24 protein-coding genes are annotated in these 25660 nt (G+C 64.3%); 12 read left to right on the forward strand and 12 right to left on the reverse strand.

Annotated features, from left to right (window positions below; genetic code table 11):
- Nucleotides 1-7: 7 nt before the first annotated feature.
- On the reverse strand, nt 8-1000 hold the full coding sequence (locus ACT3S6_RS11515; protein ID WP_087000499.1) for a stage II sporulation protein M: 993 nt from the start codon (nt 998-1000) through the stop codon (nt 8-10).
- Between the two features lie 113 nt (nt 1001-1113).
- Between ACT3S6_RS11515 and ACT3S6_RS11520 the strand changes: the two genes are divergently transcribed.
- The gene (locus ACT3S6_RS11520; protein WP_443347546.1) at nt 1114-1914 is read left to right on the forward strand and encodes an RDD family protein; all 801 of its coding nucleotides are present in this window, start codon (nt 1114-1116) and stop codon (nt 1912-1914) included.
- A 19-nt stretch (nt 1915-1933) separates the two neighbouring features.
- On the opposite strand, the gene ahcY is transcribed toward ACT3S6_RS11520, so the two are convergent.
- Genes ahcY through ACT3S6_RS11535 form a run of 3 tightly spaced genes read right to left on the reverse strand, consistent with a single transcriptional unit; the run spans nt 1934 to nt 3992 of the window.
- Nucleotides 1934-3418: an adenosylhomocysteinase gene (ahcY, locus tag ACT3S6_RS11525; protein WP_444555090.1), complete on the reverse strand. Its 1485-nt coding sequence runs from the start codon at nt 3416-3418 to the stop codon at nt 1934-1936.
- Nucleotides 3419-3420: 2 nt separating this feature from the next.
- Nucleotides 3421-3624: a Trm112 family protein gene (locus ACT3S6_RS11530; RefSeq protein WP_441391774.1), complete on the reverse strand. Its 204-nt coding sequence runs from the start codon at nt 3622-3624 to the stop codon at nt 3421-3423.
- Nucleotides 3625-3641: 17 nt separating this feature from the next.
- Nucleotides 3642-3992 (reverse strand): DUF3499 family protein, encoded by a 351-nt coding sequence (locus tag ACT3S6_RS11535; RefSeq protein WP_428844165.1) that lies wholly within the window; start codon nt 3990-3992, stop codon nt 3642-3644.
- 171 nt (nt 3993-4163) lie between these two features.
- On the opposite strand from ACT3S6_RS11535, the gene ACT3S6_RS11540 reads away from it, so the two are divergent.
- Complete coding sequence (locus ACT3S6_RS11540) at nt 4164-4688, forward strand: metallopeptidase family protein (protein ID WP_087000489.1); 525 nt, start codon at nt 4164-4166, stop codon at nt 4686-4688.
- A gap of 19 nt (nt 4689-4707) precedes the next feature.
- Here ACT3S6_RS11540 and ACT3S6_RS11545 read toward each other — a convergent pair whose 3' ends face one another.
- From ACT3S6_RS11545 to ACT3S6_RS11555, 3 genes are read right to left on the reverse strand one after another with little or no spacing between them, the layout of a single operon-like run.
- Nucleotides 4708-6306 carry a DUF5719 family protein gene (locus ACT3S6_RS11545; RefSeq protein ID WP_441379836.1) on the reverse strand — a complete coding sequence of 533 codons (1599 nt, stop codon included), beginning with the start codon at nt 6304-6306 and terminating at the stop codon, nt 4708-4710.
- A complete protein-coding gene (locus ACT3S6_RS11550; RefSeq protein WP_444555091.1) occupies nt 6303-9752 on the reverse strand; it encodes a glycosyltransferase family 2 protein in 3450 nt (1149 codons plus the stop codon). Before ACT3S6_RS11550 ends, ACT3S6_RS11545 begins: the two co-directional genes overlap by 4 nt.
- 26 nt (nt 9753-9778) lie before the next feature.
- The gene (locus tag ACT3S6_RS11555) at nt 9779-10327 is read right to left on the reverse strand and encodes a WhiB family transcriptional regulator (RefSeq protein ID WP_087000483.1); all 549 of its coding nucleotides are present in this window, start codon (nt 10325-10327) and stop codon (nt 9779-9781) included.
- A 308-nt stretch (nt 10328-10635) separates the two neighbouring features.
- On the opposite strand from ACT3S6_RS11555, the gene ACT3S6_RS11560 reads away from it, so the two are divergent.
- Nucleotides 10636-11397, forward strand: a complete 762-nt coding sequence (locus tag ACT3S6_RS11560; RefSeq protein WP_096223321.1) for a TIGR03089 family protein — start codon at nt 10636-10638, stop codon at nt 11395-11397.
- A gap of 56 nt (nt 11398-11453) precedes the next feature.
- Here the strand turns inward: ACT3S6_RS11560 and ACT3S6_RS11565 are convergent, their stop codons facing one another.
- Entirely contained in the window at nt 11454-12017 is a 564-nt protein-coding gene (locus ACT3S6_RS11565; RefSeq protein WP_096223322.1) for a GtrA family protein, read from the reverse strand.
- Nucleotides 12018-12208: 191 nt separating this feature from the next.
- Here ACT3S6_RS11565 and ACT3S6_RS11570 point away from each other — a divergent pair, with 191 nt between their 5' ends.
- From ACT3S6_RS11570 to manA, 4 genes are all read left to right on the forward strand, one after another.
- Nucleotides 12209-13399 carry a 5-(carboxyamino)imidazole ribonucleotide synthase gene (locus ACT3S6_RS11570; protein ID WP_096223323.1) on the forward strand — a complete coding sequence of 397 codons (1191 nt, stop codon included), beginning with the start codon at nt 12209-12211 and terminating at the stop codon, nt 13397-13399.
- Entirely contained in the window at nt 13396-13932 is a 537-nt protein-coding gene (purE, locus tag ACT3S6_RS11575; protein WP_096223324.1) for a 5-(carboxyamino)imidazole ribonucleotide mutase, read from the forward strand. Before ACT3S6_RS11570 ends, purE begins: the two co-directional genes overlap by 4 nt.
- Before the next feature lie 3 nt (nt 13933-13935).
- Nucleotides 13936-15603 (forward strand): LCP family protein, encoded by a 1668-nt coding sequence (locus ACT3S6_RS11580; RefSeq protein WP_198962392.1) that lies wholly within the window; start codon nt 13936-13938, stop codon nt 15601-15603.
- 98 nt (nt 15604-15701) lie between these two features.
- Entirely contained in the window at nt 15702-16961 is a 1260-nt protein-coding gene (gene manA, locus ACT3S6_RS11585) for a mannose-6-phosphate isomerase, class I (RefSeq protein WP_441379833.1), read from the forward strand.
- 49 nt (nt 16962-17010) lie between these two features.
- Here the strand turns inward: manA and glpX are convergent, their stop codons facing one another.
- On the reverse strand, nt 17011-18087 hold the full coding sequence (gene glpX / locus ACT3S6_RS11590) for a class II fructose-bisphosphatase (protein ID WP_087000471.1): 1077 nt from the start codon (nt 18085-18087) through the stop codon (nt 17011-17013).
- Between the two features lie 79 nt (nt 18088-18166).
- On the opposite strand from glpX, the gene ACT3S6_RS11595 reads away from it, so the two are divergent.
- The 5 genes from ACT3S6_RS11595 (at nt 18167) to ACT3S6_RS11615 (ending at nt 23604) form a co-directional block, all read left to right on the forward strand.
- Nucleotides 18167-18772, forward strand: a complete 606-nt coding sequence (locus ACT3S6_RS11595; protein WP_158225898.1) for a DUF4245 domain-containing protein — start codon at nt 18167-18169, stop codon at nt 18770-18772.
- Between the two features lie 34 nt (nt 18773-18806).
- Entirely contained in the window at nt 18807-19445 is a 639-nt protein-coding gene (locus ACT3S6_RS11600) for a carbonic anhydrase (RefSeq protein WP_087000467.1), read from the forward strand.
- 69 nt (nt 19446-19514) lie between these two features.
- Nucleotides 19515-20933 (forward strand): class II fumarate hydratase, encoded by a 1419-nt coding sequence (locus tag ACT3S6_RS11605; RefSeq protein WP_096223327.1) that lies wholly within the window; start codon nt 19515-19517, stop codon nt 20931-20933.
- 166 nt (nt 20934-21099) lie between these two features.
- Nucleotides 21100-21822 carry a TetR/AcrR family transcriptional regulator gene (locus ACT3S6_RS11610; protein WP_443347530.1) on the forward strand — a complete coding sequence of 241 codons (723 nt, stop codon included), beginning with the start codon at nt 21100-21102 and terminating at the stop codon, nt 21820-21822.
- A 114-nt stretch (nt 21823-21936) separates the two neighbouring features.
- Nucleotides 21937-23604 (forward strand): MDR family MFS transporter, encoded by a 1668-nt coding sequence (locus ACT3S6_RS11615; RefSeq protein ID WP_443347527.1) that lies wholly within the window; start codon nt 21937-21939, stop codon nt 23602-23604.
- On the opposite strand, the gene ACT3S6_RS11620 is transcribed toward ACT3S6_RS11615, so the two are convergent.
- From ACT3S6_RS11620 to ACT3S6_RS11630, 3 genes are read right to left on the reverse strand one after another with little or no spacing between them, the layout of a single operon-like run.
- Nucleotides 23601-24437: a family 1 encapsulin nanocompartment shell protein gene (locus ACT3S6_RS11620; protein ID WP_087000459.1), complete on the reverse strand. Its 837-nt coding sequence runs from the start codon at nt 24435-24437 to the stop codon at nt 23601-23603. The two genes, ACT3S6_RS11615 and ACT3S6_RS11620, sit on opposite strands and share 4 nt — an antisense overlap.
- Complete coding sequence (locus ACT3S6_RS11625; protein WP_096223330.1) at nt 24434-24844, reverse strand: ferritin family protein; 411 nt, start codon at nt 24842-24844, stop codon at nt 24434-24436. Before ACT3S6_RS11625 ends, ACT3S6_RS11620 begins: the two co-directional genes overlap by 4 nt.
- Nucleotides 24845-24895: 51 nt before the next feature.
- On the reverse strand, nt 24896-25630 hold the full coding sequence (locus ACT3S6_RS11630) for a TetR/AcrR family transcriptional regulator (protein ID WP_444555092.1): 735 nt from the start codon (nt 25628-25630) through the stop codon (nt 24896-24898).
- Nucleotides 25631-25660: the final 30 nt, after the last annotated feature.

The raw sequence follows: 25660 nt of genomic DNA on the forward strand, positions 1-25660 counted from the left end.
AAAGTCGTTAGGCGACGGCCGCGGTGGCGCCGGCGTCGTAGGTTCCTAGATCCCCGGTGAATCCTGCGTTGACGGCCCGCCGGCCCAGGACCAGCGTGTAGGTCCAGTAGCCGGCCAGGACCATCAGGCCGATGCCCAGGCGGACCCCATGCGGCAACCCGCTGGGGGTGACGAATCCTTCGACCAGCCCGGAAATAAAGAGCACCACGACGAGCCCCAGGGCCACCGTCATCAACGATCTGCCTTCCACGGCGAGGGAACCAATCCTGGTCCTGGCCCCGGGAGCCACCCACGCCCAGAAGATGCGCAGGCCAGCAGCGCCGGCGATGAAGATCGCCGTCAGCTCCATGAACCCGTGCGGCAGGATGTAGAGGAAGAAGGTGTCGAGCTCACCCAGCGAGGACATCAGCCCCCCGGCCATCCCCACCGATACCGCGTTCTGGTAGAGCACGAAGGGCACATACAGCCCCGAGATTCCGAAGGCCACACACATTCCGGCGATGAGTGCGTTATTCGTCCAGACCGCACCGGCAAAGGAGGCGGCGGGGTTCTCCGAGTAGTAGTCAACAAAATCATGGTGCACGTATTGCTGCAGATCGGCATCGGAGCCCATCGCCTTGAGCACGCTGGGGGTGTGGGCAGCCCAGAGTCCGGAGGCAAAGGCGATAGCGATGAACACCAACCCCAGCACGATGGTGAGCACCCGGATCCTGTAAAAGGCCGCCGGCAGCGTGTAGACGAAGAACGTGGCGATCTCTTCCAGCACAGGGGTCCTGGCCCCCGTGAAACGGGTACGTGCACGCGAGATCCTGGCGGAGAGGTCGGCAGAGACGACGGCATCGGGTTCGATCGATCCGACCATCGACAAATGGGTCGACACGCGTTCGTAGAGCCCCAGGAATTCGTCGGATTCGGCACCGGTCAGTCGACGCCTGGAGGACAGGACGTCAAGGCGGTCCCACTCCTGCCGATGAACGGCGACAAAGGCATCAAGATCCACGTTCCCAGCCTAACGTGGGGGTGTCGGCTAGATTGGGATGACGGCCGCGTTGCGCCGGGTCAACCCCGGCACCGGTCGGGCGTCCGATCACCCAGCCTCGACGGAGGGATACCGTGAGCACGATCATCACCGGCGAGGCAGTCGTCCTGCAGTTGCGTCCCGCCAGTTTCGTGCTGCGCGCCGTGGGATGCTTCATTGACTATCTGGTTTATCTGATCGGTCTGGTCGCTTCGCTGGTCCTGCTCGAGAAACTGGCTTCCGGTTTTGACAGTGCGGCCATCCGCGCGGTGGTCATCATCGTCGTCGTGCTGTGGATCGTGGCTGTTCCGGTGCTGGTGGAAACCCTGAGCCGCGGGAAGTCCTTGGGCCGGCTGATCATGGGGTTGCGCATCGTGCGCGATGACGGCGGTTCCATCCGTTTCCGCCACGCCTTCATCCGGGCGATGCTCGCCCTGCTGGAGGTCCTGGCACTTTTCGGTTCGCTGGCCTTGCTGGTCTCTTTCGCCAACGAACGCGGTAAACGTCTGGGAGACATGCTCGCCGGCACCTACTCGATGCGCGAACGCCGCGAACGCGTGGCCCCGTTGGTGCTTCCCGTGCCCCAGCAGCTGCGTCCTTGGGCCGAACTGGCCGATGTGGGGCGGATCCCCGACCCCCTGGCGGCACGTATCGCCCGCTTCATCCGTCAGGGCCCTTCCATGGCTGCGGCCTCCCGGGAGCAGGTCGCCGCCACACTGGCCTCGGACCTGCAGCCGTATGTTTCCCCCGCGCCACCGTTTGGCTGCCCACCGGAACAGTTCCTGGCGGCCGTGGTCGCCGAACGGAGGGAACGCGACTACCGGCGTCTGAGCGCCGTGGCAGAACGCCAACGCACGGTCCGCGAGCGTATCCACCGGCTGCCCTTCGGCAACTGACCGGCGATCTGCCGGTTCCCTAGTATCGGTAGTGTTCGGGTTTATAGGGCCCTGCGGGATCCAACCCCAAATATTCGGCTTGTTCCGTCCTCAGCTCGGTCAATTCAATGCCGAGGGCGTCGAGGTGGAGGCGGGCGACCTTCTCGTCAAGAATTTTTGGCAGCACATAGACCTGTCGTTCGTAGGCTGGATCTGCGCCGTCATCGGTGCCCCGCTGCCGGCTGAAGAGTTCGATCTGTCCGATCGTCTGGTTGGCGAAGGAATTGGACATGACGAAGCTGGGGTGGCCGGTGGCGTTGCCCAAGTTCAGCAGGCGTCCCTCGGACAGCACGATGATCGAGCGTGCGGTATCGGTTCCGCCGTCGAAGACCCATTCATGGACCTGCGGTTTGATCTCGACCTTGGTGATGCCCGGCACCGCGGCGAGCCCTGCCATATCGATTTCATCGTCAAAGTGTCCGACGTTGCCCACGATGGCTTTGTCCTTCATGGCAGCCATGTCTTCGGCCCGGATAATCCCCGTCCCACCGGTGGTGGTGATGAAGATATCGCCCTGGCCGATGACCGACTCCAGCCGGGCGACCTGGTAGCCATCCATGGCGGCCTGCAGCGCGCAGATCGGGTCGATCTCGGTGATAATCACGCGTGCGCCTTGGCCCCGTAGCGCCTCCGCCGCCCCCTTGCCCACGTCGCCGTACCCACAAACCACTGCCACCTTGCCGCCGATGAGCACGTCGGTTGCCCGGTTGATGCCATCGGGCAACGAGTGGCGGATGCCGTATTTATTGTCGAATTTGGATTTGGTGACCGAGTCGTTGACGTTGATGGCGGGGAACAGCAGTTCCCCGGATTCGGCGAGTTGATAGAGCCGGTGGACCCCCGTGGTGGTCTCCTCGGTGACTCCCAGGATTCCTGCGGCGAGGCGGGTGAACTTGCCGGGGTCTTGCGCCAGTGAACGGCGCAGCACGTCCAAGACAATCGTGTATTCGGCGCTATCGGCTCCAGTTGCTGCCGGAACAGATCCTGCGGCTTCGAAGCCGACCCCCTGATGGACGAGCATGGTGGCATCTCCACCGTCGTCCAGAATCAGGTTCGGGCCCCGGGCGGGGTCGGTATCTGCTCCCGGCCAGGAAAGGATCTGCTCGGCGGTCCACCAATACTCCTCCAGGGATTCGTTTTTCCAGGCAAAAACCGGCACCCCCTGGGGGTGTGCGGCACTCCCGGACCCCACGACGACGGCTGCTGCTGCCTCGTCCTGGGTGGAGAAGATGTTGCATGAGGCCCAACGGACCTGGGCGCCCAAGGCGGTGAGCGTCTCGATCAGCACTGCCGTCTGGACGGTCATGTGCAGTGACCCGGCAATCCGTGCCCCGGCCAGGGGTTGGGAGCTGGCATATTCGGCCCGCAGGGACATCAGGCCAGGCATCTCGTGTTCGGCGAGCCGAATCTGGTGGCGGCCGGCCTCGTGCAAGGAAATATCGGCGATCCGGTAGTCAAAGCCCACGGCTAGTTCACCTCCGGGGTCCGGCTGATGCCTTCGGCCGGGGAGGGGCCCAGCATGACAGGGATTCCTTCGTGCACGGCGTACCGCGGGGTGCTGCCGTCCTCGTCGAGGGCGGTGGCGACCAACGCGTCGCCGTCCTGGGTGAGCGTCGAGCCGGTGACCGGGCAACGCAGGATCTCAAGGAGCTGGGGTGTGATGTGGGCCATGGGCCCAGTTTATGGCTTTAGCGTGGTTCACGCAGAATACGTAGAGGCCCTCGTCCGTTGTCCGTGTCCTCCGGCGGGTCCAGGGGTGTTGGTGCGGTGCGAGCCGAGATGGAATTCGTCGGACCGCTTTCGGGTTCGACGAGGGTCTCCCGGCGATCCGTCGCCGGTGGGCGGGGTTCGGACACCGCGTCGGCCAAGGCGGAGAGTTCATCGGAAGCCACACGGGGTGCTTCGGGAAGTTCCAGGCGCAGGACCTGCCAGCCACGCGGCACGGTCAGTCGGTGGGCGTGCTCGCTACATAAGTCGTAACAGTGCGGTTCGGGGTAGGTGGCCAGTGGCCCGAGAACGGCGGTGGAATCGGCGTACACAAACGTCAGGGTCGCGATGGCCGAGCGGCCACAGGCGGAGCGTGAACAAAGTCGAAGGGATCCCACGAGAAAACAGCTTACCTGCCGTGCCCTCGGCTACGCCCCAAGCAGCCGGGCATGGCGGGAAACGGTTCCCCGCCCACGTCGAAGATCTTCGGTAGGCTCGGTGTCATGGCAGAAGGTTTCACGGTGCGGTTTGAAGATCCCGGGACGGCGAGCCGCCCCGCTGCGCGGGCAGACACCGAGACGAATTCCGGAGCGTTCCTCCGCCGTCGACGCAACCGGCATGGACGCGGTCTGCGCGGAAACCTCATGCACCCCGGGCTGCCCGGCTCACGGACCCGCGCCGAACGCTTCGAGGATCTCATCGCCGAATCCGCCGAACGTCTCGAATTGTTGTGGGGCCAGCCCATCGCCTCGATGGAATTCACGACAGAGCTCATGCCGCGCAGCACCTCGTTGGACTATTCCGAGGCCTCGGGACGTCCGGTTCCCCTGGGCAGGTCATGGGGGGCCACCCCGCGCCGCCTCGCCCGGGTGACCATCTACCGGCGCCCCGTGGAGGAACTGGCTGGTTCACCCATGGTGCTCCCCGAAGTCGTCCATCTGGCCGTCGTCGAACAGGTGGCCGAGCTTTTGCTGCGTGAACCCGAGGAAATTGATCCCGATTACCACCCGTGGGAGGGCGGCTTCTAGCGCCTCGCCCTGCCGAGGCTCAGTAGCGCAGGTCCACGCTGATATCGGTGGCACCTCGGGTGGCCGGCGGAAGCGGAAGAACCGAGACATCAGTTTTCCCGTGGGTGGCCAGCAGGCTGCCGTAAACGGGATCCCCACTGGCGCTGAGGGTCACGGCGACCACGTCCTGTCCCAAGGAATCGATGCTGCGTTCCACGCTGTGGCCCTGATCCACCTCCACGGTGACCGCCTTGCCGACCTTGCCGTCGGAAGTGACCGGACGCAGGTCGATGCTCCCGGCCCCGTCCCGGGCCAGGAAGAGGAAACGAGATTCGGCCCCCTCGGGGACGACGACGAGATGTTCGCCACCCAGCCGGTGTGCCGCACCAGCCCAGGCAGCATCGGTCCGTTTTTTGGCCTTGGTTCCCCGGGTCATGCGCACGGAAGCAGCCACCGGCTCCTCCGAGTCCACGATGGCCGTGTAGTTCCCTGCCTTGACTCCGGTGAGATGCACGCTGGTGGTGGCACCGGCTGGGGCCGTGTATTGGCCGTCGCTGGGCAGGTCCACCGGACCGTCCTTGCCCACCAGTCGGACCTTGACGTTTTGATCGCTGGCCCCGGGAACGGTCAGATCCAAGGTCGGGGCGGCGTCCTCGTACCCCTTCTGCGAGATGATGTCCTTCTGGGTCTTAGCGTCCTGGATGAGGATCCCGGGGACGACCTGGTGTTCATCGGGGGTAGCCGCCGGCTCGATGAAGTCCACGCCTCCCGGCGTCAGACCACGCAGCGTGCTTTGTTGGATGATGGCGCTGACCGGTGCACCGGTGGACGTGGCCTTGACGGAGAGTGATTTCTCCCCCGACGCCATGCCGCCCAAGACGATCGACGTCGACTCCCCCGGGGCGATGATGATGCCACGGGCGTTGCCCGCCTCGATAGGGCCCTTGGAACCGTAGAGTTCCAGATCGACGGTGGACGGGGAGGCCGACGGGTTGGCCAGGGTCAGCAACGCCGTGCTGCCGACCGTGGTCGAGGCACCCGTGAGCCACTGTTCGTTCGCCGGGACCTGACAGTTCGCCGCCGCCAGCCCGGCCAAATCGCCGTCACCGGCAACGTAGCTGCGCACTGCCCCGGCAGTGGACTGCCGGCCGCCCAGCGGTTGGACGCGCAGGTTCGCTGCCGACGGCTCGCTCACACCGGAGGCTGTCTTGGCTTTCCGGCCGGTGAACCCGTCTTCACCGGTGGATTGATCTTCGCTGGCCTTCTCGTCCGAGAGTCGCTTGGACAAGGTGCGCACCGTCGTCCCGTCGAGTTTCTCCACCGCGGCACCGGGGAGGCGCTCGGCGGCATCGGAGAGCACCGTTGAACGGATCATCGTCTTTTCAGAGTCCGAGGCGGCAGCGAAAGCCGGGTCGGTGCCTTCTCCTGCAGCACCATCGACCAACCGAGCCGTCGCCGGGCACTGGCCCACATAGTCCCCCGCGGGTACCGAGACACGCGGAACGGCCCCAACCTCGGGTGCCGAGAGGGGGCCGTTGAGCGAACCCACGGCAATGCCGCCGCCGGTGGCCACCAGCAAAACAGCCCCCAGTGAGGCCGCTGCGGCGCGTCCGCGGCGCGGTAAGCGGTTCCGGGTCATGACTTGTGCTCCTCAGCTCCTGACGTGCCCTCCAACGGGGCATCGCCGTCGTCCTCGTCCTGCAGGTGTTCGCCGTCGGCATCATCAATATCCCACACGGATTCGGCGCTACCCGTCGTCCTGAATTCCTCCACCCGGCGGGCAGCGAACCGGCGGGAGGCAGGGATCGGGATGACCAGCAGCAGGGTCCCTGCGAAGACCAGGACCATCAGAATTCCTAGGGGCAGGGACCAGGGCGCCGAATAGCCGATCGATAGTTCTCCGGCTCCGCTGGGCAGTTTGAACGCCTGGGCCCACCCGTTGGTGGTGGACTCGAGAGCCTTGCCGTCGTAGGTGGCTTCCCAACCGGGGTCGGCCCGTTCGGCCAACACGACGGTGCGCCCCTTCGGGCCGTTGGGTAGCGCGTGGGCCTGCACGCGGGCCGCATGGGATCCGATGAGTGAGGTGGTCTCGCCCTCGGCATCAAGCAACCTCACACGGGCGGTGAATTCGTTGGGGGTTTCGGCGTCCTTGATTTCGGTGTCGGGGGTCACCCGCCACAGCCACCCTGCCTCGGTGTAGCCAACGGGGGCCAGTCCCGGAACACCGTCAAGACGGCCAGCCAACGTGGAAACACCTTCGGGGACCTGCAGCACCACGAAACTGACTCCGAAACGGGCCAGTTCCGGCCGCGGGTCGATGGCTTGGCCCGAGGCCAGTCCGGCCACTGTGCTGCGGAGGTCTTTTGCTGAATCGTCGTCCGGTGCCGCCTGCGGATCGGTGAGTGTTCCCGTCAGCCGCGAGCTGGCGGAGACTGCTGAGAGTTGGTCCAGACTCATCCCCGATCCGCTCATCAACGTGGCGCTCATGGCCCCGTCGTTGCCCTCGGGAGCCAAAACGAGGGTGCGTTCCTGCAAGGGCGAGTTCCCTCGGTCTGCTGCCGTCGCGGGAAGCGTGCGCGCCGCAACGGGGAGTACGGCTTGCCCCAAGCCCAGATCCGACGTGGCGCCGGATTCGCCCGCCGCCGCATCCGCGGTTCCGACCGTACGGGGGGCCAGCCACAACGTGGTGGCCACCGTGGCCGAGGCCAGGACCAACACCACGGCTGCCGCCATGGCGGGGCCGGCGATCACCCGCAGCCTCGAGGTCTTGTGGATCCTGACGCTACGCATCCAGTCCAGGCCACCTGCGGCTGAGAGGAGGACGCCGAGCATGAAGACCGAAACGAACGGACCGGTGAAGGGAGTGACCTCACGGCCGGCGGTGACACCAAAGGGAAGTGCCTGCACGGCGTATCCGGTGGCCAGGGTCAGAACACCGGCCACCCAGGCGGTGCGGATGATCGCGCCGCGCCGGCCACGGCGTAGCAAACCGACGATGGCCAGCAGGAGCAGTGGAACACCCACGATGAGGGCGGCGATGAACGCCCACGGGCCAGGGAGCAGGTTCGCTGCCCATCCGAACCCATTGGCTCCCGCCATCGGGTCGAATGCCACGGGGAAGCCCAATGCCTGTTGCCACAGGTCCGCCGCCTGGAACGGCTGGACGACCCCTGGATCTGCCAGCAGGACCCGCGGGTTGTTCAGGGCAGCCGGAACACTTCCCAGTGCGAGGACCAGCGACGGCACCGGCACCCACCACAGGGTCCGGGCCCGGCGGCCCAAAGGAATCGCGAGCACCACCACCAGCACGACAGCCAGCGGCAGCAAACTCGGGGAGGCGGCAGTGACTGCCGCCAGGGCCAAGGCTGCCCCGGCAGCAGCGGTCCACGAGGGGACTCCATGCAAACCCGCCTTCGACGGCGGATCCGCTGGGGACGGGACGGCGTGCTGTTCGGTGCGCGGTCGGCCGGCGCCGACGGCACGGATCACTCCGAGGCCGGCCAGCGGGACGAGGACGTGCACGGCGATGGCACCTGCCCGCCCCGAGCCCAGGGCAACTTGCAGTGCCGGGGCCAGCGCCCAGACGAGGGCGCCGAGTAGCCGGGCGGCCCGGCTCGCCGTCACCGATCCGAGGGCCAGCCAGGCGAAGAGTGCCGCCAGCGGCATGGCCGCCAGATAGAACACCACGATGGCGGTGTTGGGGGTACCGAACCCGAGCAGCGAGAGCAGCCAGAGCACCAGGTCGAAGGGATCACCATGCCCCGGCATCCCGGTTCCCAGGTCCTGCCACCAGCCGGTGGCGTGGGCCCAGATCCCTGAGAGTCGATCGCTCACCGGAAGCATCGATCCGCCGGCCAGTGCCCCGGAACCGAAGACGCTCCGTAGCCCCAGGAGGGCGACGACGGCCGTGGCCAGAACCGCAATCACGGCGCTGACCGAAGAGCTGGTGCGGGTCGGGGCAGCCAATTCCGCGAAGTCGTCGGAACTGTCGCCGGAGGGATTGGACGCCTCGGCCGTGACCCCTGAACCGTCGCCGAGGACCGTTGAGGTGCCTGCGGCCTGGAGGAGGTTGCGTCGGTGGGCCCACACTTCCCGACGCGGGACCATCAGCGGGCGGACCAGCGAACGGGAGACCTTCCGGGTCCGGCGGGCCCCGCGACGCGAACCGCGGAGGGCTACCGGGGAGAACACTGCGGTCAGGGTGCTGCTCAGTTGCCCGAAGCCGAAGGCCGGGTCCTTCGCCACCAGTGAGATGAGTAGCCGGAAGAGGGAACCAAGGATCGCGCCGAGGGCGACGAAGGGGACCTTCCAGGCGGCGGCGTGCTTGAGCCGCAAATAGACCTCGGCCCGGCGGCCGGCCAACGGGCCAGCGATGGAGCGGACCTTATCGGGAGCGTGGAGCATCTTGGCCGTCGGGACGACAACGACACGGTTGCCGGCCAGCCGGTTACGCCAGCATAAGTCCAAGTCGTCGCCGAGTCCGGGCAGGGCTGGGTCGAAGCCGCCTAGATCCTCCCAGACGTCCCGGCGGACCAGTAGGCCTGCGGAATTCACTGCGAAGCGGTCGGAGCGGGAGTCGTATTGCCCCTGGTCGAGTTCGTCCACATCGATCATGGTCAGGCGTTCGCCCCAGCGGCTGATGCCCAACCCGACGTCCAGCAGGCGGCGCGGTTGATCGCGGTCCAGTTGCTTGCAGCCGGCAATGGTCACCGCTGGGGAGGTCTCCACAACCTCGAGGAGCGCCTCCAGGGCACCCCTGTCGGGGGCCGAGTCGTCATGGATCAGCCAGATCCAGTCCTGGATCTCGGGGTCCACGGTCGGAAGGTTTCCCGACGTCGTCGGGTCGCCCGCGCGGCGAGGGAGCGCATCCTCGCCGGTCACGCCCGCGCGCACCGAGGCGCCGAATCCTCTCGCCCGTGCCTTGACCAGCGGGCTGCCGGCCGGCAGCGAGTCGGTCAGGATGCGGGCAGAGTTGTCCTGGGAACCTGCGTCGACGCCGATGAAGTGATCGACCGGCCGGGTTTGGGTTGTCAGCGCTTCGAGGGTTGCCGGAAGGAAGCTCTCCCCGTCGTGCGCAACGACCACGGCCGTGACGCGTACTTGCGAATGAATCAGACCGCTCGCTTCCTCAGCCGACGGCGCTCACGCTCGGAGAGGCCGCCCCAGATACCGAAGCGTTCGTCATTGGACAGCGCATACTCCAAGCATTCGGAACGAACGTTGCAGGCACCGCAGACCTTTTTTGCGTCACGCGTCGAGCCTCCCTTTTCGGGGAAGAAGGCTTCGGGATCGGTCTGGGCGCATAATGCTTCGGTCTGCCAGCCGAGCTCTCCCTCGTCATCTGCGCCGGGGTAGCCCGGCATGCCGAGCCACAACTGCTGCTGCGGGTCCACTTCGGCGGGAGCCGTCTGGGCGGGGCGCTCCACGGGCAGGTCACGCACCGGAGCCAGGAGGGCCTCTGGAGTTTCAACATCGGACTCGTGGGCGGCCAAGAATGCCGTGGCCTGGTCATCGAGGTCCAGTCCGGCGGCCCGGTAGTTCTCTGCCGCCGCATTGTCTGCGGGATCGAGGAACCAGTCTGCGGGGACTCCACGAGAGCCGTACCTCTTTGACGCCTGTTCGGCTTGGCTGGGATCGTAAATGCGCTCTGCGTTCCCCATGGTGTGCGCCCTTCCGCTGGTTGGCTGTCTCTCTTACACCGGCCACCTACCCGACCTGTCGAACGGTAACCGTCCGTCCTACGTCTGGTCGCGTGAGCGGCCACGGCTTAGTCCGTGGTCTGGAAAAAGCTGCTTCTCCTACTAATTACAATGGTGTAACTCACCGACGTCAAGTGGAGGCGGTGATTCTATAGATGGAAGCCTTCCGATCCATGTCGCAACACGCCCGATATATGAGTGTACCGATGGGCGTGTCCGACAGTTCCCCGGATTATCAGGGTTTTCACAGGTTTGAGAGGATTGAGTCCATGACCACCGATACCGATTCGTTAGATTTTACAAACCGATTGCTCTCCAGACACCGGGACTCCGCCTCCCCGCTGCTGACCTGGTACGGCGATCCCGGTGAACGCGTGGAACTGAGCGGCCATGTTTTCGACAACTGGGTCGCGAAATCGGCGAACCTCCTCGTCGAGGAATTCGACGCCGGTCCCGGGACCAGGATCTTGCTCGATCTGCCGGCTCACTGGAAATCTTTGGCGATCGCGTTCGCCATCTGGTCTACCGGCGCCGAACTCATCCTTCCGGTATCCGGCACCGAGAGCCCGCTCCACGAGTGGGCCAGCCACCACCACGGCACGACGGGTTCCCCCGATGTGGTGCTCACCGGCAACCCCAGCACGGCCACCGAGGTCTTCCCCGCCGCTGAGGTCGTGGCCGTTGGGCTGGAGTCCCTGGCCTTGTCCTTCCCCGGGGAAGTTCCTTCGGGGTGCCTGGATTACGTGGCCGAGGTTCGCGGTTTCGGAGACTACTACTTGGCTGATCCGGTACCGGCTGCCGCCCCGGCGTTGACCGCCGATGACGGTACCGGGGACTTGGACTATGCACAGCTCTTTTCCCTGCCCGCAGCCCACGGCACGGCCCTGCTGGGCCCCGTCACCGACCTCGGCACGACGTTGCGGGCTGCCGTGGCCCAATGGCGGGGGGATTCACCGCTGGTGCTCCTCGGCCCCGGGGCCTCCCCCACACAGCGGATGCTCGACGATGAACGCGTGGAACGACACCTTTAAAGACAACCGCCCGCCCCGACGATGTCATCGCGGGGCGGGCCTGACAGCTTCGGAACCTAGTGCGCTGTGGGGTTGGGGTCGCCGCCTTCGCGCGGCATCCCGTCTTCCTGAGCCATGCTGGCGGTTTCGGGGTGACCGATCAGGTCATGGTCTTGGTTGAAGCCCGGCTCGTTGTCTAGCTCTTCGGTGAAGACCCAGAAGCGGTATGCGAAAAAGCGGAAGATCGTGCCCAACACCAGGCCGACGACCGACCCGGCGATGAACAGGCTGGTCGAATCGGTCAGACCGATCCAGTATTTGGTGACCCAGACGCAGGCCGCGGCAATGAACAAGCCGATGCCGTTCATGATGATGAACAACACCAGTTCGCGCACCACTGAAGCCCGGCGGCGATGCCTAAAGGTCCAGTAACGGTTGGCGACCCAAGAGAACATGGTGGCGACGATCCCGGCGACGATCTTGGCCTTGACCTCGGAACCGTGCATCGGCCCGTTCATCATCCACAGGAAGATCGACGTATCAATGATGAACGCCACACCGCCGACGACGCCGAATTTCATGACCTCTCGCCACAGCATGGTGAAAAGGCCTTGGCATTTTTTCGCCAACTCGTTGAGCATGTTCCTCCACAGACGGTGTTCAGTGCGGGTAAAAACCCCGAGATTCGGGGCTCCAGCAGGAGCCGGTCCACTGCGTCCGTGACGCGGCCAGCTCCCCATTCTATCGGCTGCAACTCAAAGTTTCCTCATAATCCCCCGTTCAGGGCCCCGTCACGGCCGATGGACTGGTCTCGGTTCGGTACCCTGAAGAGGTGAATTTTCCTGTGATTGGCGTGGTCGGTGGTGGCCAACTTGCCCGAATGATGGCCCCTGAAGCAACGAACCTCGGTTTTGACCTGAGGGTTTTGGCCGAGGGGCCAGAGGTCTCGGCAGTCGCTGCCGTCGCCCAGGCCCCGGTCGGCGACTACCGGGATCTGGAAACCCTGCGGGAGTTCGCCGCCGGCGTCGACGTGATCACCTTCGATCACGAGCATGTCCCCAACGAACACCTCAGGGCCCTGATCGACGAGGGGATTAATGTCCAGCCCCGTCCCGAAGCCCTGATCCATGCCCAGGACAAGCTGGTCATGCGGGCTGCCATCGACCAGCTCGGACTACCGAACCCGGTGTGGGCCCGGGTCGCTTCGATCGAGGAGCTCATTACTTTTGGTGATTCCACCGGATGGCCCGTGGTGCTCAAGACCCCACGCGGCGGATACGACGGCAAGGGGGTGCGGATGCTCGACGATGCGGCCGCAGCATCCGAATGCGCCGACTGGTTCGCCGCCGGAACCGACTTGCTGGCCGAGGAGAAGGTTGATTTCAGCCGGGAGCTCTCGGCTCTCGTGGCTCGCACCACCTCGGGTGAAGCCCGTGGCTGGCCTGTAGTGCACACCATCCAGGTTGACGGGGTCTGCGACGAAGTCATCGCCCCGGCCCCCGGACTGGACCCGGCCACTGCTGAGGCGGCCCGTGAAGCGGCACTGAGCATCGCGGAGGCTTTCGGCGTCACCGGCGTCATGGCTGCCGAACTCTTCGAAACCCCCGGCCGCGGCCCGGGATTCGTCATCAACGAACTGGCCATGCGCCCCCACAACACCGGCCACTGGACGATGAACGGTTCGGTGACCAGCCAATTCGAACAGCACCTGCGCGCCGTGCTGGACCTCCCGTTGGGCGACACCAGTGCATTGGGCGAGGTGACCGTCATGAAGAATTTCCTCGGCGGGGCGAACCCCGAGCTCTATTCAGCTTTCCCTGCCGCTTTGGCCGCGCAACCCCGCGTCAAGATCCACGTCTACGGCAAGTCCGTACGGCCCGGCCGTAAGATCGGTCACGTCAACCTCGTCGGCGCCGCCGGCCAGACCGTCGACGATGTCCGCCGCACCGCCACGCAGGTGGCAGACATCATCCGCGACGGGGCCCCGGGGCCGGCCTCAACCGAAGGAGCCCGAACCGCATGAACACCGCGAAGCCCCTCGTCGGTGTCGTCATGGGTTCCGACTCCGACTGGCCCGTCATGCGCCTGGCAGCCGAAGCCCTCACGGAATTCGGCATCCCCTTCGAAGCCGATGTCGTCTCGGCCCACCGCATGCCCGACGAGATGATCGACTATGGCAAAACGGCTCACGAACGCGGTCTGCGGGTCATCATTGCCGGTGCCGGCGGCGCCGCCCACCTGCCGGGGATGCTCGCCTCCGTCACTCCCCTTCCGGTGATCGGCGTGCCGGTCCCGCTGAAGACCCTCGATGGCATGGATTCGCTGCTGTCCATCGTGCAGATGCCCGCAGGGGTACCGGTGGCCACCGTCTCCATCGGTGGTGCCCGCAATGCCGGGTTATTGGCCGTCCGCACCTTGGCCAGTGGTACCGATGAGCTGGCCACCAGCTTGCGTTCTCGTCTGGTCGACTTTGCGGACGAACTCCGTCAGCAGGCCTCCGCCAAGGGAGACCGCCTCCGCCAGCGTCTCACCGAGGAGATGGGGCTCGGTTCCTGACCCATGAGCAAACAGACGCCGCGTTTCTCCCCCGCACAGAATCCAGTGCGGGATCCCGAACACGCCTCCGCACCGATCCGGACCAAACGGGCTTTCTTCCTGCTGGCCCTGACCGTTTTCATTCCGGGTGGGGCGCAGGTAGTGGCCGGCAACCGGACTCTGGGGCGCCGGGTCCTGACGGTTACCCTCACCTGTTGGGCGCTGATCATCATCGGCCTCGTGGTCGCCCTCATCAACCGTGGAACCGTTATCGAGGTTCTGGCCAAGCCGGTCATCCAACTGATCCTCGTCATCGTCCTGCTGCTGTTGGCCGCCGGATGGATGCTGATGTTCATCAATACGTTGTTGATCATCCGGCCGCGTTTATTGACTCCGGCCATGCGCGGCGTTGTCGCGGCGTCAACGGTCGTCCTGATGGTTCTCACCGGAGGCGTTCTGGGCTACGGTGCGTTCATACTCAACACTGGCCGGGACACCATCCAGAATGTCTTTGCCTCGGGTCCTTCCATGGACCCCGTCGATGGGCGCTACAACATCCTGTTGATGGGTGGCGACGCAGGGGCCGGAAGGACGGGGCTGCGGCCCGATTCGATGGCCGTGGTGAGCATCGACGCGAAATCGGGGCGAACCGCGATGATCTCCATTCCTCGTAACCTGCAAAATGCTCCGTTCCCGAAGGACTCTCCGCTCCACGACGTCTACCCCCGCGGTTTCGACTGCGGCGATGAGTGCATCATCAACGCCCTCTACCCCACGGTTGAGGCCGATCATGCCGATCTGTATCCGGGCAAGGCCAACCCGGGCGCCGAGGCGATGATGGATGCCGCCACCGGCATCACGGGCATCGATGTCCAGGCGTACGTGGTGATCGATATGGACGGGTTCTCCACCTTCATCGACGCCATGGGCGGGGTCACCGTTGAGTCCGGAGGCTGGGTCCCCTATAACGCCAAGAAATGGCCTGGGACGCTCGTGAACACCCATTGGTTCTCCCCCGGAACGAAGAAATTCACCGGCAAGCAGGCACTCTGGTTCGCCCGCTCACGTGATTTCACCACCGACTACCACCGCATCCGCCGCCAACAGTGCTTGCAGCAGGCGATGATCAACCAGTTCAAGCCCTCCACGGTGTTGACCCGGTTCTCCGACATCATGTCCGCAGGTGAGGATCTACTCGAAACTGACATCCCACAGTCCCAACTCGGCAGTTTCCTCAACCTCGCCAATAAGGCCGGCAAGAACCCCTTTAAGCGCCTCACCCTCGGCGCCCCGGACTTCGGCACCACTTCCGACCGGTTCTCCACCTTCCCCGACTACAGCCAGATCCATACCCGTGTCGACGGGCTGCTGGAGGAGGCCACCGATGCTGGCGCCCGGGCGGCTGCTGACAAGAAATCAGCTGCCGCCGCAAAGAAGAAGTCAGCGTCGGCCGATAAATCCGCCTCCGGGGAGACGAAGTCAGCGTCGGCGGCGCCCACCAAGCCTGCCACCGACGCCAAGTCGGCGGTTCCGGAAGCCATCGAGGGCAACACCGATCCCACGGCGGTTCCTTCCACGCAGCCGGATGGCTCCCCCATCACCGAGAAGTATCTGGTCCAGCTCGAAATCAACGGACAACGCACACTCATCTCGGAGATCGCAGCCAATAACAACGAGTGCAGCGCACCATGACCCGCATCGCCGTCCGACGACGGAGGTACCGGGGACCTAGCGCACTGGCCTAGATTGGGTGGTAGCGCCCCGTATCGACCCAGCTGCCAAGGAGCCGAATGTACCGCCTGAGCAATACCGTCAGGGACTATCCGTGGGGATCGTCCACGGCCATCGCCGAACTCATCGGAGCCGAGGCAACGGGGGGCCCCGAAGCAGAAATGTGGATCGGGGCACATCCCGACTCCCCCTCGAAGGCCAGCCACCCGGACGTCGACGGCACGACTCCGCTCAATGAGCTGATCGCCACCGACCCCACCCTCTTTCTCGGTGAGGAGACGTCCACCCGCTTTGGGCGGCTTCCGTTCTTGGCGAAGATCCTCGCCGCGGAAAAACCGCTCTCCTTGCAGGTCCACCCCACTCTGGAGCAGGCCCGTGCCGGTTTTGCCGCGGAGGAGGAAGCCGGCGTCGACCGTTCGGCACCGCACCGCAACTATAAGGACGACAACCACAAGCCCGAGCTCCTGTTCGCGCTCACCGGGTTCTCGGCCCTCTGCGGGTTCCGGGCCGCGCACGAGTCGGCGGCCCTCTTCACCTGGTTGGCCGAAACAATCGAGGCGGACCCCGAGCTCACCGACGAGAACGGCAGTGCCGTCCTCGCGGCCCGACATACGGCCACCACCCTGAGCCAAGGCGATCTGCGGGGGGCATTCACCGACTTGCTCTCCGGAGGCCAAGACGTTGTCCGTCTCGTCGGGCTCGCCAGCGCGGCCGTTGCTTCAGGCCGCCAGACGGTTCCTGATAACGGTCTGGCGGAGCTGGAATCGCTGAACGGTTTCTACCCCGGCGATCCTGGGGTCCTCGTCTCGTTGATGCTCAACCACATCACCTTGGAACCCGGGCAGGCCATCTACCTTCCTGCGGGAAATATCCACGCCTACCTGCGGGGACTGGGGGTGGAAGTCATGGCTAGTTCGGATAACGTCTTGCGCGGCGGGCTGACCGGCAAACATATCGATCTACCTGAACTGATGGACACGGTTGACTTCCAAAGTCTGGGCGTCCCGTATCTGGAAGCCGCGAAGAACATGCTCGGCCAGGAGATCTACCGGCCGCCCTTCGACGAATTCCAGCTCCAACGCATCGCGTTGCCCGGTGATGCCCTGCTGGCCGGAGAGGACGTTGCCGTCGCCCAGAACGGCCCGGTGACACTGATCTGTGTGTCCGGTGACCTGCTGCTGGATTCGCCTCGTGGTGATCTGCAACTGACTCGCGGGGAATCGGCGTTCATTCCCGCTCACGAAGCTCCGGTGGTGGCCAAACGTCTCGGCGAGGGACCGGCCGTGGCGTTCGCCGTGACCACCGCCGAAACGAACTAACCCGCAAGGCTCGTGGCCTCACGGGTTAGCTTTTCTCGGGCTCGATCGCCTATCGGGTGTAAGGCTCCCACTTGCGTGACTGGTGCTCGCCCTCGACGGTCCGGATCGTCCCGGATTTCGAACGCATGACGATCGAGTGCGTGAAGATCTTGTCGTTCTTGTAGCGCACTCCGGTCAGTAGATCGCCGTCGGTGATGGCGGTCATCGCGAAATAGCAGTTGTCACTGGTCACCAGATCGTTGGTGGACAGCACGCGATCCAGATCGTGCCCGGCATCGATGGCCTTTTGCTTCTCCTCGTCATCGGTGGGCCAGAGACGGCCCTGGATGACGCCGCCCAGCGAGCGGATGGCACAGGCAGTCACGATGCCCTCGGGGGTTCCCCCGATGCCCATCAACGCGTCGACACCCGATCCCTCACGGGTGGCCGAGATGGCGCCGGCGACATCGCCGTCCATGATGAACTTCGTGCGGGCCCCGGCATCGCGGATCTCCCGCACGAGCTTGGTATGACGTTCACGGTCCAGCACACAGACGGTGATCTGGTTGATCGGCTTGTTCTTGGCCTTGGCGATCAGGTAAAGGTTCTGCTTCACCGGCAGGCGCAGGTCCACCAATTCGGCGGCCTCCGGGCCGGTGACCAACTTCTCCATGTAGAACACGGCCGACGGGTCAAACATGGAACCGCGTTCGGCCATGGCCAGGACAGCTACCGAGTTGTTGATGCCCAGTGCCGTCAGGCGGGTCCCATCGATGGGATCAACGGCGACATCGACCTCGGGCCCGGTACCGTCCCCGACGACTTCGCCGTTGAAGAGCATCGGGGCTTCATCCTTTTCGCCTTCTCCGATCACGACGGTCCCGGTGACAGACACGGTGGAGAGCAGCGAACGCATGGCGTCGACGGCCGCACCGTCTGCCGAGTTCTTGTCCCCGAAGCCGACCCAGGGGCTGGCGGCTATCGCGGCAGCCTCCGTGACACGTACCAGCTCCAAGGCCAGGTTGCGGTCCGGTTCGGCATCGCCGACGGACAGTCGGGGGGACAGGTGGGCAAAATTTGTGGCTTCTGTCACGGTGTTCCTCGTCGTCGAGTGGGTGTGGGTGCCATGGGCAACGCCTTCGAGCATATCCGCTGAAACGACGGATGGGGTGGTGATGACCGACACCGCGTCATCCACGGTCCCGAAAATCGGGGACAATGGAGGCGTGAGTGATGCACCCCAGACGCCCCCAGATGCCGAAGAACCGCAGGTAACACCTGTCTTGACGCCCTCCCAGTCCAAACGGGCCAACCAATCGCTGAAGGGCATGATCATCTCCGTGCTGCTGACGGTTGCCGTTGCGGTACCGGTCATCGCCCTGAATCCGCCGAGCAACGACGATAAGTTCACACCTGACGTGAACGTCTCCGCGGTGGCTTCCCAGGCCGGCCAGGCAGCCGATTTCACACCGGTAGCCCCCGCAGTGCCCGCGGACTGGTACCCGAACTTCGCGCGCTGGAATTCCGGAAGCGCCGACAAGATCGACTACTGGGAAGTCGGTTATGTGACGGGCGACGAGGGCTTTGTCTGGATTCGTCAGACCGCCGATGCCACACCGGGCTGGATCGCCAAGATGAGCGAGGACGCTACCGAGTCCGGCACCGTAAAGGTCGACGGGACCACGTGGGAGTCCTACACCCGAGAGGCAAACGTCAGTTGGGTTCGCAAGACCAAGGAATCGACGCTCATGCTCAGCTCCGATTCCGGCGATGAAGTGCTCCAAAAGGCCGCCCGGTCCGTCATGAAGGACCAATCCAACTCAACGCAGTAGCGGATCTGCGCCGTGCCGGATGTACTCTTTTTTCATGTCTGCTGAATCTCTTGAGTCCGAATCCGCACCTCTCACCCCGGCCCAGGCCTGGACCAAACTGCGTGAGGGCAACGCCCGCTTCGTTGCCGGATCCACCAACCACCCGAACCAGGATTCTGCCCGTCGTTCGGCCCTGGTGAATACCCAGCATCCCTTCGCCGTCATCTTCGGTTGCTCGGATTCACGACTGGCCGCCGAGATCATCTTCGATGTCGGCCTCGGTGATGTGTTCGTTGTCCGGACCGCCGGGCACGTTCCCGACGATGCCGTGCTCGGTTCGCTCGAATACAGTGTTGCTCTGTTGGATGTCCCCCTCATCGTGGTCCTGGGCCACGACAGCTGCGGCGCCGTGACAGCGACGATGGACGCCTTCGAGACCGGGCAGATGCCCCCCGGGTTCATCCGGGATCTCGTCGAGCGCATCACCCCCTCGGTCATCACCGCCCAACGGGCAGGGGTCACCGATGTGAATACGACGGTCGAGGAGCACGTCAGGCAGTCCACTCACCGGTTGGTTGAATCCTCCAAGCTCATCTCGGACGCTGTCGACGCCGGTGAGACGGCCGTCATTGGCGTGACCTACCGCCTCGAAGAAGGCAAGGCAGAAATAGTGACGGGATTCGGCGCACTCTAGGTCATGGTGTGTCCCAGATGACGCCGCCCGGGATCGGGTTCGGGCCCCCGGGCGGCGTATGGTGATGTCATGGCTAGCAAGGATGAATTCCGTATTGAACATGACACCATGGGCGAAGTCCGCGTACCGGTCGACGCCCTTTATAGCGCACAAACGCAGCGCGCCGTAGAGAATTTCCCCATCTCCGGCAAGCGGCTCGAACGTCGCCATATCCAGGCGTTGGCCCGGGTGAAGCGTGCGGCAGCCCTGGCGAACGCGGAGCTAGGCGTCCTCGACGAGGAGATCGCCCGCGCCATCGTTGCTGCGGCCGAGCACGTGGCTTCCGGCGACTATGATGCGCACTTCCCCATCGACGTCTTCCAGACCGGTTCAGGGACGTCGTCGAATATGAATACCAATGAGGTTCTGGCAGCTCTGGCCAACCAGGGATTGGAAGCCGCCGGCAGTCAGGCCCGCGTTCACCCGAACGACCACGTCAACGCCTCGCAGTCCTCCAACGATGTCTTCCCGACGTCGGTCCACGTCGCCGTCACGGATGCGCTGCTCAACGATTTGGTTCCGGCGCTGAACCATCTCGCCGAAAGCCTGGGACGCAAGTCCGACGAGTTTGCCGACGTCGTGAAATCCGGTCGGACCCACCTCATGGATGCCACACCAGTGACCTTGGGGCAAGAATTCGGCGGCTACGCCGCCCAGATGCGCTACGGCGTCGAGCGGATCGAGGCCAGCCTCCCCCGAGTGGCAGAGGTCCCCTTGGGCGGAACGGCAGTCGGCACAGGCATCAACACGCCGGCAGGCTTCCCCCAGCGGGTCATTGCCCTGCTGGCCGAGGACACCGGTCTGCCCCTGACAGAGGCACGTAACCATTTCGAAGCCCAGGCAAACCGCGATGGGCTTGTCGAAGCCTCGGGTCAGCTGCGCAACATTGCCTATTCGATCATGAAGATCAACAACGATCTCCGGTGGATGGGGTCGGGCCCCAATACCGGTTTAGGTGAGATCGCCATCCCCGATCTGCAGCCGGGTTCCTCGATCATGCCCGGCAAGGTCAATCCGGTCATCAGTGAAGCCGCGATTCAGGTCGCCGCCCAGGTGATCGGCAACGACACCACGGTCTCCTTGTCCTCCACCAACGGTGCTTTCGAGCTCAACGTCGGGATTCCGGTGATGGCGGCGAACCTGCTCGAATCGATTCGCCTGTTGACCAATACCTCCCAGGTCATGGCGGACAAAATGGTCGATGGCATCACGGCCAACGTGGACCGGGCCCGTTTCCTGGCCGAAGCCTCCCCGTCGATCGTCACCCCGTTGAATAAGTTCATCGGCTACGAGAACGGCTCGAAGATCGCCAAGAAGGCCATCGCCGAAGGACTCACCGTGCGTGAGGCCACGATCGCGTTGGGCTTCCTTGAGAGCGGCGAACTCACCGAAGAGCAGCTCGATACAGCTCTGGATGTCACCACGATGACCTCGCCTTCGGGCAAATAGGGCACAGCCCCCTCCTTCGGCGGCCCATTCCGGCAACGGGGTGGGCCGCCGTCATGCCCGGGGGCCCTTCCGCCCGGCCAGACAGGTTCACGCTTCCGCGGCAGTGTGCGCAATTACACCACCTCCCGATTTGCACCCATGACCCAATAGTGCAAAACTGCACTATGTGAAGAAAAGTGCAACGGAGGCTCCGGGGGCCAGGGAACGTCGACGCATGGAAACCTATGCCGCGCTGACCAACCACGCCCGCACGCTGACCGCCGAACGTGAATTGAACGGATTCACGATCGAGGAACTCTGCGAGGCTGCCGGAGTCTCCCGCCGCACCTTCTTCAACTACTTCGCCACCAAGGAGGACGCCGTCCTGGGGGTGAAGTCCGCCGACCCGTTCAAGCCGTTCGCCCAGGATTTCCTGGACTCCGCTCGAACGTCCGTGGCGAGCTCCTTCGGATCCACCACCGCACTTCCGTTGGATCAGGCCCTTCTGGAGTTGTTCATCAAGGCATATGCCACCATGGACGTCCCACCGACGGATATGGGTTCCTTCATGCAGATCATGCATTCGGAACCGGCGCTGATGAAACGGATGATTCATTCGGCAATGCAGCGTCAGCGAGCGCTGGCGGAACTGATCGCGCAACGTCAGGCTCTGGAACCGGAGGACCCGTTTGCGAATCTGGCTTCAACATTGTTTTCGCAGTTGGCCATGACGAGCTTCCAGGAATTCATCGGACACTCCAGCTCCTGCTCGACAGAGGGCATTACCTGCAATTCCACTGCTTCAGGAGCCCCTGCTGCTGCGGAAGAGACAGCCCCGGACGCGCTGGACAGATTCACCCGGATCCTGACCGAGAACTTCTCCCACGCCCGGCGTCTGTTCGGCACCTAGTACGCTGCCGGCCCCGGATCATGCCGGCTCCTGTCCGCGCACTTCGCATCACCCCTTTTCCTCATTTTCGGCTCCGCGGACACTCCCTCGAGCCCTGACCTTCTAGGAACCACCATGAGCACTACCGCGCCGCCGCAGTCCCCCGGCCTGATCGCGCTGACCCAACGCCGCATCTGGATCATCTTCTCGGCGCTCATTGCCGGCATGCTGCTCTCCAGCCTCGACCAGACGATCGTCTCCACCGCGATGCCCACGATCGTCGGCGAGCTCGGAGGAGTCGAGCATCAGGCCTGGATCACCACCGCCTATCTGCTGGCCACCACGATCGTCATGCCCATCTACGGCAAGTTCGGCGACGTGCTCGGCCGCCGCAATCTCTTTTTGATCGCGATTGCGCTGTTCACGCTGGCCTCAGTGGGTGCCGCCTTTGCGGGAACCTTCTGGATCTTCGTCTTCTTCCGCGCCCTCCAAGGGCTCGGCGGCGGTGGCCTGATGATCCTTTCCCAGGCCATCATCGCCGACATCATCCCGGCGTCGGAGCGCGGGAAGTACATGGGCCCTTTGGGCGGGATCTTCGGCCTCTCGGCAGTCGCGGGGCCTTTGCTGGGCGGCTTCTTCGTCGACCACCTGACCTGGCAGTGGGCCTTCTACATCAACATCCCGATCGGCATCGCCGCCTTCGCAGTCGCCTGGTTCGCGCTGACCCTGCCCAATAAGAAGGCAACAAAAGCCATCGACATCGCCGGCGTCGTCTTCCTGTCCATCGCCACGACCTGCCTGATCTTCTTCACCGACTTCGGCGGCAGTGCCGACCACGGCTGGTCCGCAGTGTCCACGTGGATGTGGGGAACTGGGTTGCTGGTGGCAGCGGCGGCCTTCGTCTTCGCCGAGCTGCGGGCCACTGATCCGATCATCCCCCTCGCACTGTTCCGCAACCGGGTGTTCGTCACGGCCACGGCCATCGGCTTCACTTTGGGCCTGGGCATGTTCGCTGCCATCGCTTTCGTCCCCACGTTCTTGCAGATGTCCTCCGGAACCTCTGCGGCAGTATCCGGCCTGCTGATGCTTCCGATGATGGTCGGCCTGATGGGCACCTCCATCTGGTCCGGCATCGCAATTTCCAGGTCCGGCAAATACAGGGCCTACCCCATCGCAGGTACGCTCACCACAGCTGCCGCCATGCTCGCCATGACGACGCTCTCCGCCGATACCCCGCTGTGGTTGATCTGCGTATTCCTGCTGGTTTTCGGGGCCGGCCTGGGCCTGATCATGCAGGTGGTCGTCCTCGTGGTGCAGAACGCCGTTCCCGCGGAGATGATCGGCACCGCCACCAGTACCAACAACTATTTCCGTGAGGTCGGCGCCGCCTTGGGTGTGGCGATCTTCGGAGCGATCTTCACCAACAACCTCACGGAGAAGCTCACCGCGGTCTTCACCGGGGCGGGAGCTTCGGCCTCCGACGCCGGGCAGGCCACTGCCACGCTGGACCCCTCGGTCTTGGACAAGCTCCCGCAGGCATTGCAGGACGGCATCGTGACGGCCTATGCCGATTCGCTGGCACCGGTCTTCTGGTACCTGATCCCCTTCATCCTCATTGCCTTTGTCCTGGCACTCCTCCTGAAGCAGGTCCCGCTGTCCCACACGTCGGGAATGGTGGCCCGGGGCGAAGCGGTCTCAGGTGAGGAGGCGCTGGAGTTGGAAGCCCAGTTGCGCGCGGCGAAGAAGCCAGCCGGCACCTCAGGCCCTGCAGTTCCCGACGCCGGGTCGGAGAACTCGAACTAGCGACTGCGCTGGGAGGGCTCGCTACTGGACGTCAGGTGCACTGCCGCTTCCGGGGTCGCCACCCGGAAACTAAAGCTCTGCTCGAGATAGAGATGGACGTCATGGGCATCGTGGTGGCTGTAGCCGATGGATAGATCCTGCCCGGATTCGAAGAGGAAATCTCCACCGCGCAGGCTCATGACCACGGCGCCCTTGACGCCCGGGGCCCAGACGATCGGTCCATCGAGGATCTTTCGCAGATGTTCGGAGAGCAGGTAACCACCCCGTTCGGTGGACTGCACGACCGCCGTATAGTGCCCGGGGCCCAAGGCGAGCCCGAAGGGTCCCGAGATGCCCTCTTCCAATAATTGGTCAACCGCCTGAGCCACCCGCTTGGGGTAGTCAGAGAAGTGCTCCACCCGCGGGACGGTCGGCAGCGATGTGGCCTGGGTGATCCCGGTGATCTGTGCCTGCCGCCACCCATGGAATACCGCCTGGTTTTCGGCACTGGCCATCTGCAGCGCAGCCATGTCGAGGTTGGACAGGTCCACGTCGGCTGCCCCGCGCTCTCCATCCAATAGTTCGTCGCGGGAAACCGAAAAGGGTACTTGCATCTCGGCCAACGGCAAGACCCGGCGGCGCCTCGAAATAATCGGATCGTCATCGGAACCGGCCAGGCGTTCGGTGCGCCCCAAGTTCGTTGCAGAATAATCCCAACCGAAGGGGCCCGAGAAGTCGATGAGTTTGCGGGCGCCCAGTGTCGTGGTCAGACGATCCCGTGCTTCCTCGTCGAGGAGTTTCCAGCCGGTGGCGGTGATGGGTGCCAGCTCGCGGAGCAAGTGATTGGTGGTCATGATGCGGTTCCTTTCAACGAGCCGATCCCCAGGGAACCATCGGATGACCCCAGAGGTGTTGTCTGCCCAGATTCGGCGGTTCCAGTGGGATCTGAGTCGGCGGCTTCCTCGGCCGCTTCCCCGTTGTCGACGATGTCCCCCTCCTGGAAGAGGATTCCCCGGGCGATCTGCCCCCATTTCGGAGTTGCCCTGAAGAGGTATTCCAGCTCCATGCAGAAGTGCTTGAACTCCTCGCCTAGGGAGTTCTCCATGATGGCCCTGGCTGCCGGATCAGGTTCGAGGGATATCCGCTGCTCGTACCACCCGATGGCTTCGGCTTCCTCGGTGAGGTTCGTGCACATTCGGGCAAAGGTCCGCGTTTCGGCCGATAACTCGGCTGGCGGTTCGTGGTATTGCTCGGTTCCCATGCGTATCCCCTTCGCTCCGGGCCACCGACCTCGATGGCGGCTTCCCCAACGTCAGCCTAGTGGCGGAGCAGAGGCAACACCATGGGCGGGCCATCCACCGGCCATCCGGGTGATCACGCGCGCCAGCTCGTCCACGAACGCAGACGTCGACAGGCGCTGGGCGGCCGGGGTGTTCAAATGAGCCACGAGAGCCTCGGTCATGCCGCCGACAGCCATCAATCCAATCAGCCCCGTCGGGGACTCGGGGATCAGCCCGCGGCGAATCAATTCAAGCATCATGGCATCCATGGCCCGGGCAATGCCGGCAATCATCTGCCGCCGCCAAGACTCCAATTCCGGCGAAACACCCACGGCTTCGATCTCGAGCACCAGACCAAGGCGTTCGTCATCGAGCATGGGACCAACCCCAGCTTGGACTCCGCGGCGGATCATTCCATACGCCGTGTCATTTGCTTCGATCTGCAGGGTCATCACTCGTTGTTCGATCGCCTGGGTCGCTTCACGATAAATAGTTTCGAGGACTTCCTCGCGCCCTGAAAAGTATTCATAGAACGAACGGGACGAGACCCCCGCTTCGCGACATAAGCCCTGGACCGTGGTCGCGGCGTACCCCTGGGTTCCGAAGAGCTGCACGCCGGCTTCTAGAAGCTTCTGTCGGCGTACGGCGTCCCGCTGTGGGCGGGATACCCCTCGCCACCTCCGCTCGCTCACGGGCACAGCGTTTTGCTCCACCGCAGTTTCTCCAGTCTTCACGGAATCCACTCTGCCACAGGCATTGAGCTTCACTTCGGTTCCAATTTATTGAAAATCTCTCTT

This window comes from Arthrobacter sp. AOP36-C1-22 (assembly GCF_052377515.1).
In the GTDB taxonomy this organism is placed as follows: Bacteria; Actinomycetota; Actinomycetes; order Actinomycetales; family Micrococcaceae; genus Arthrobacter_H.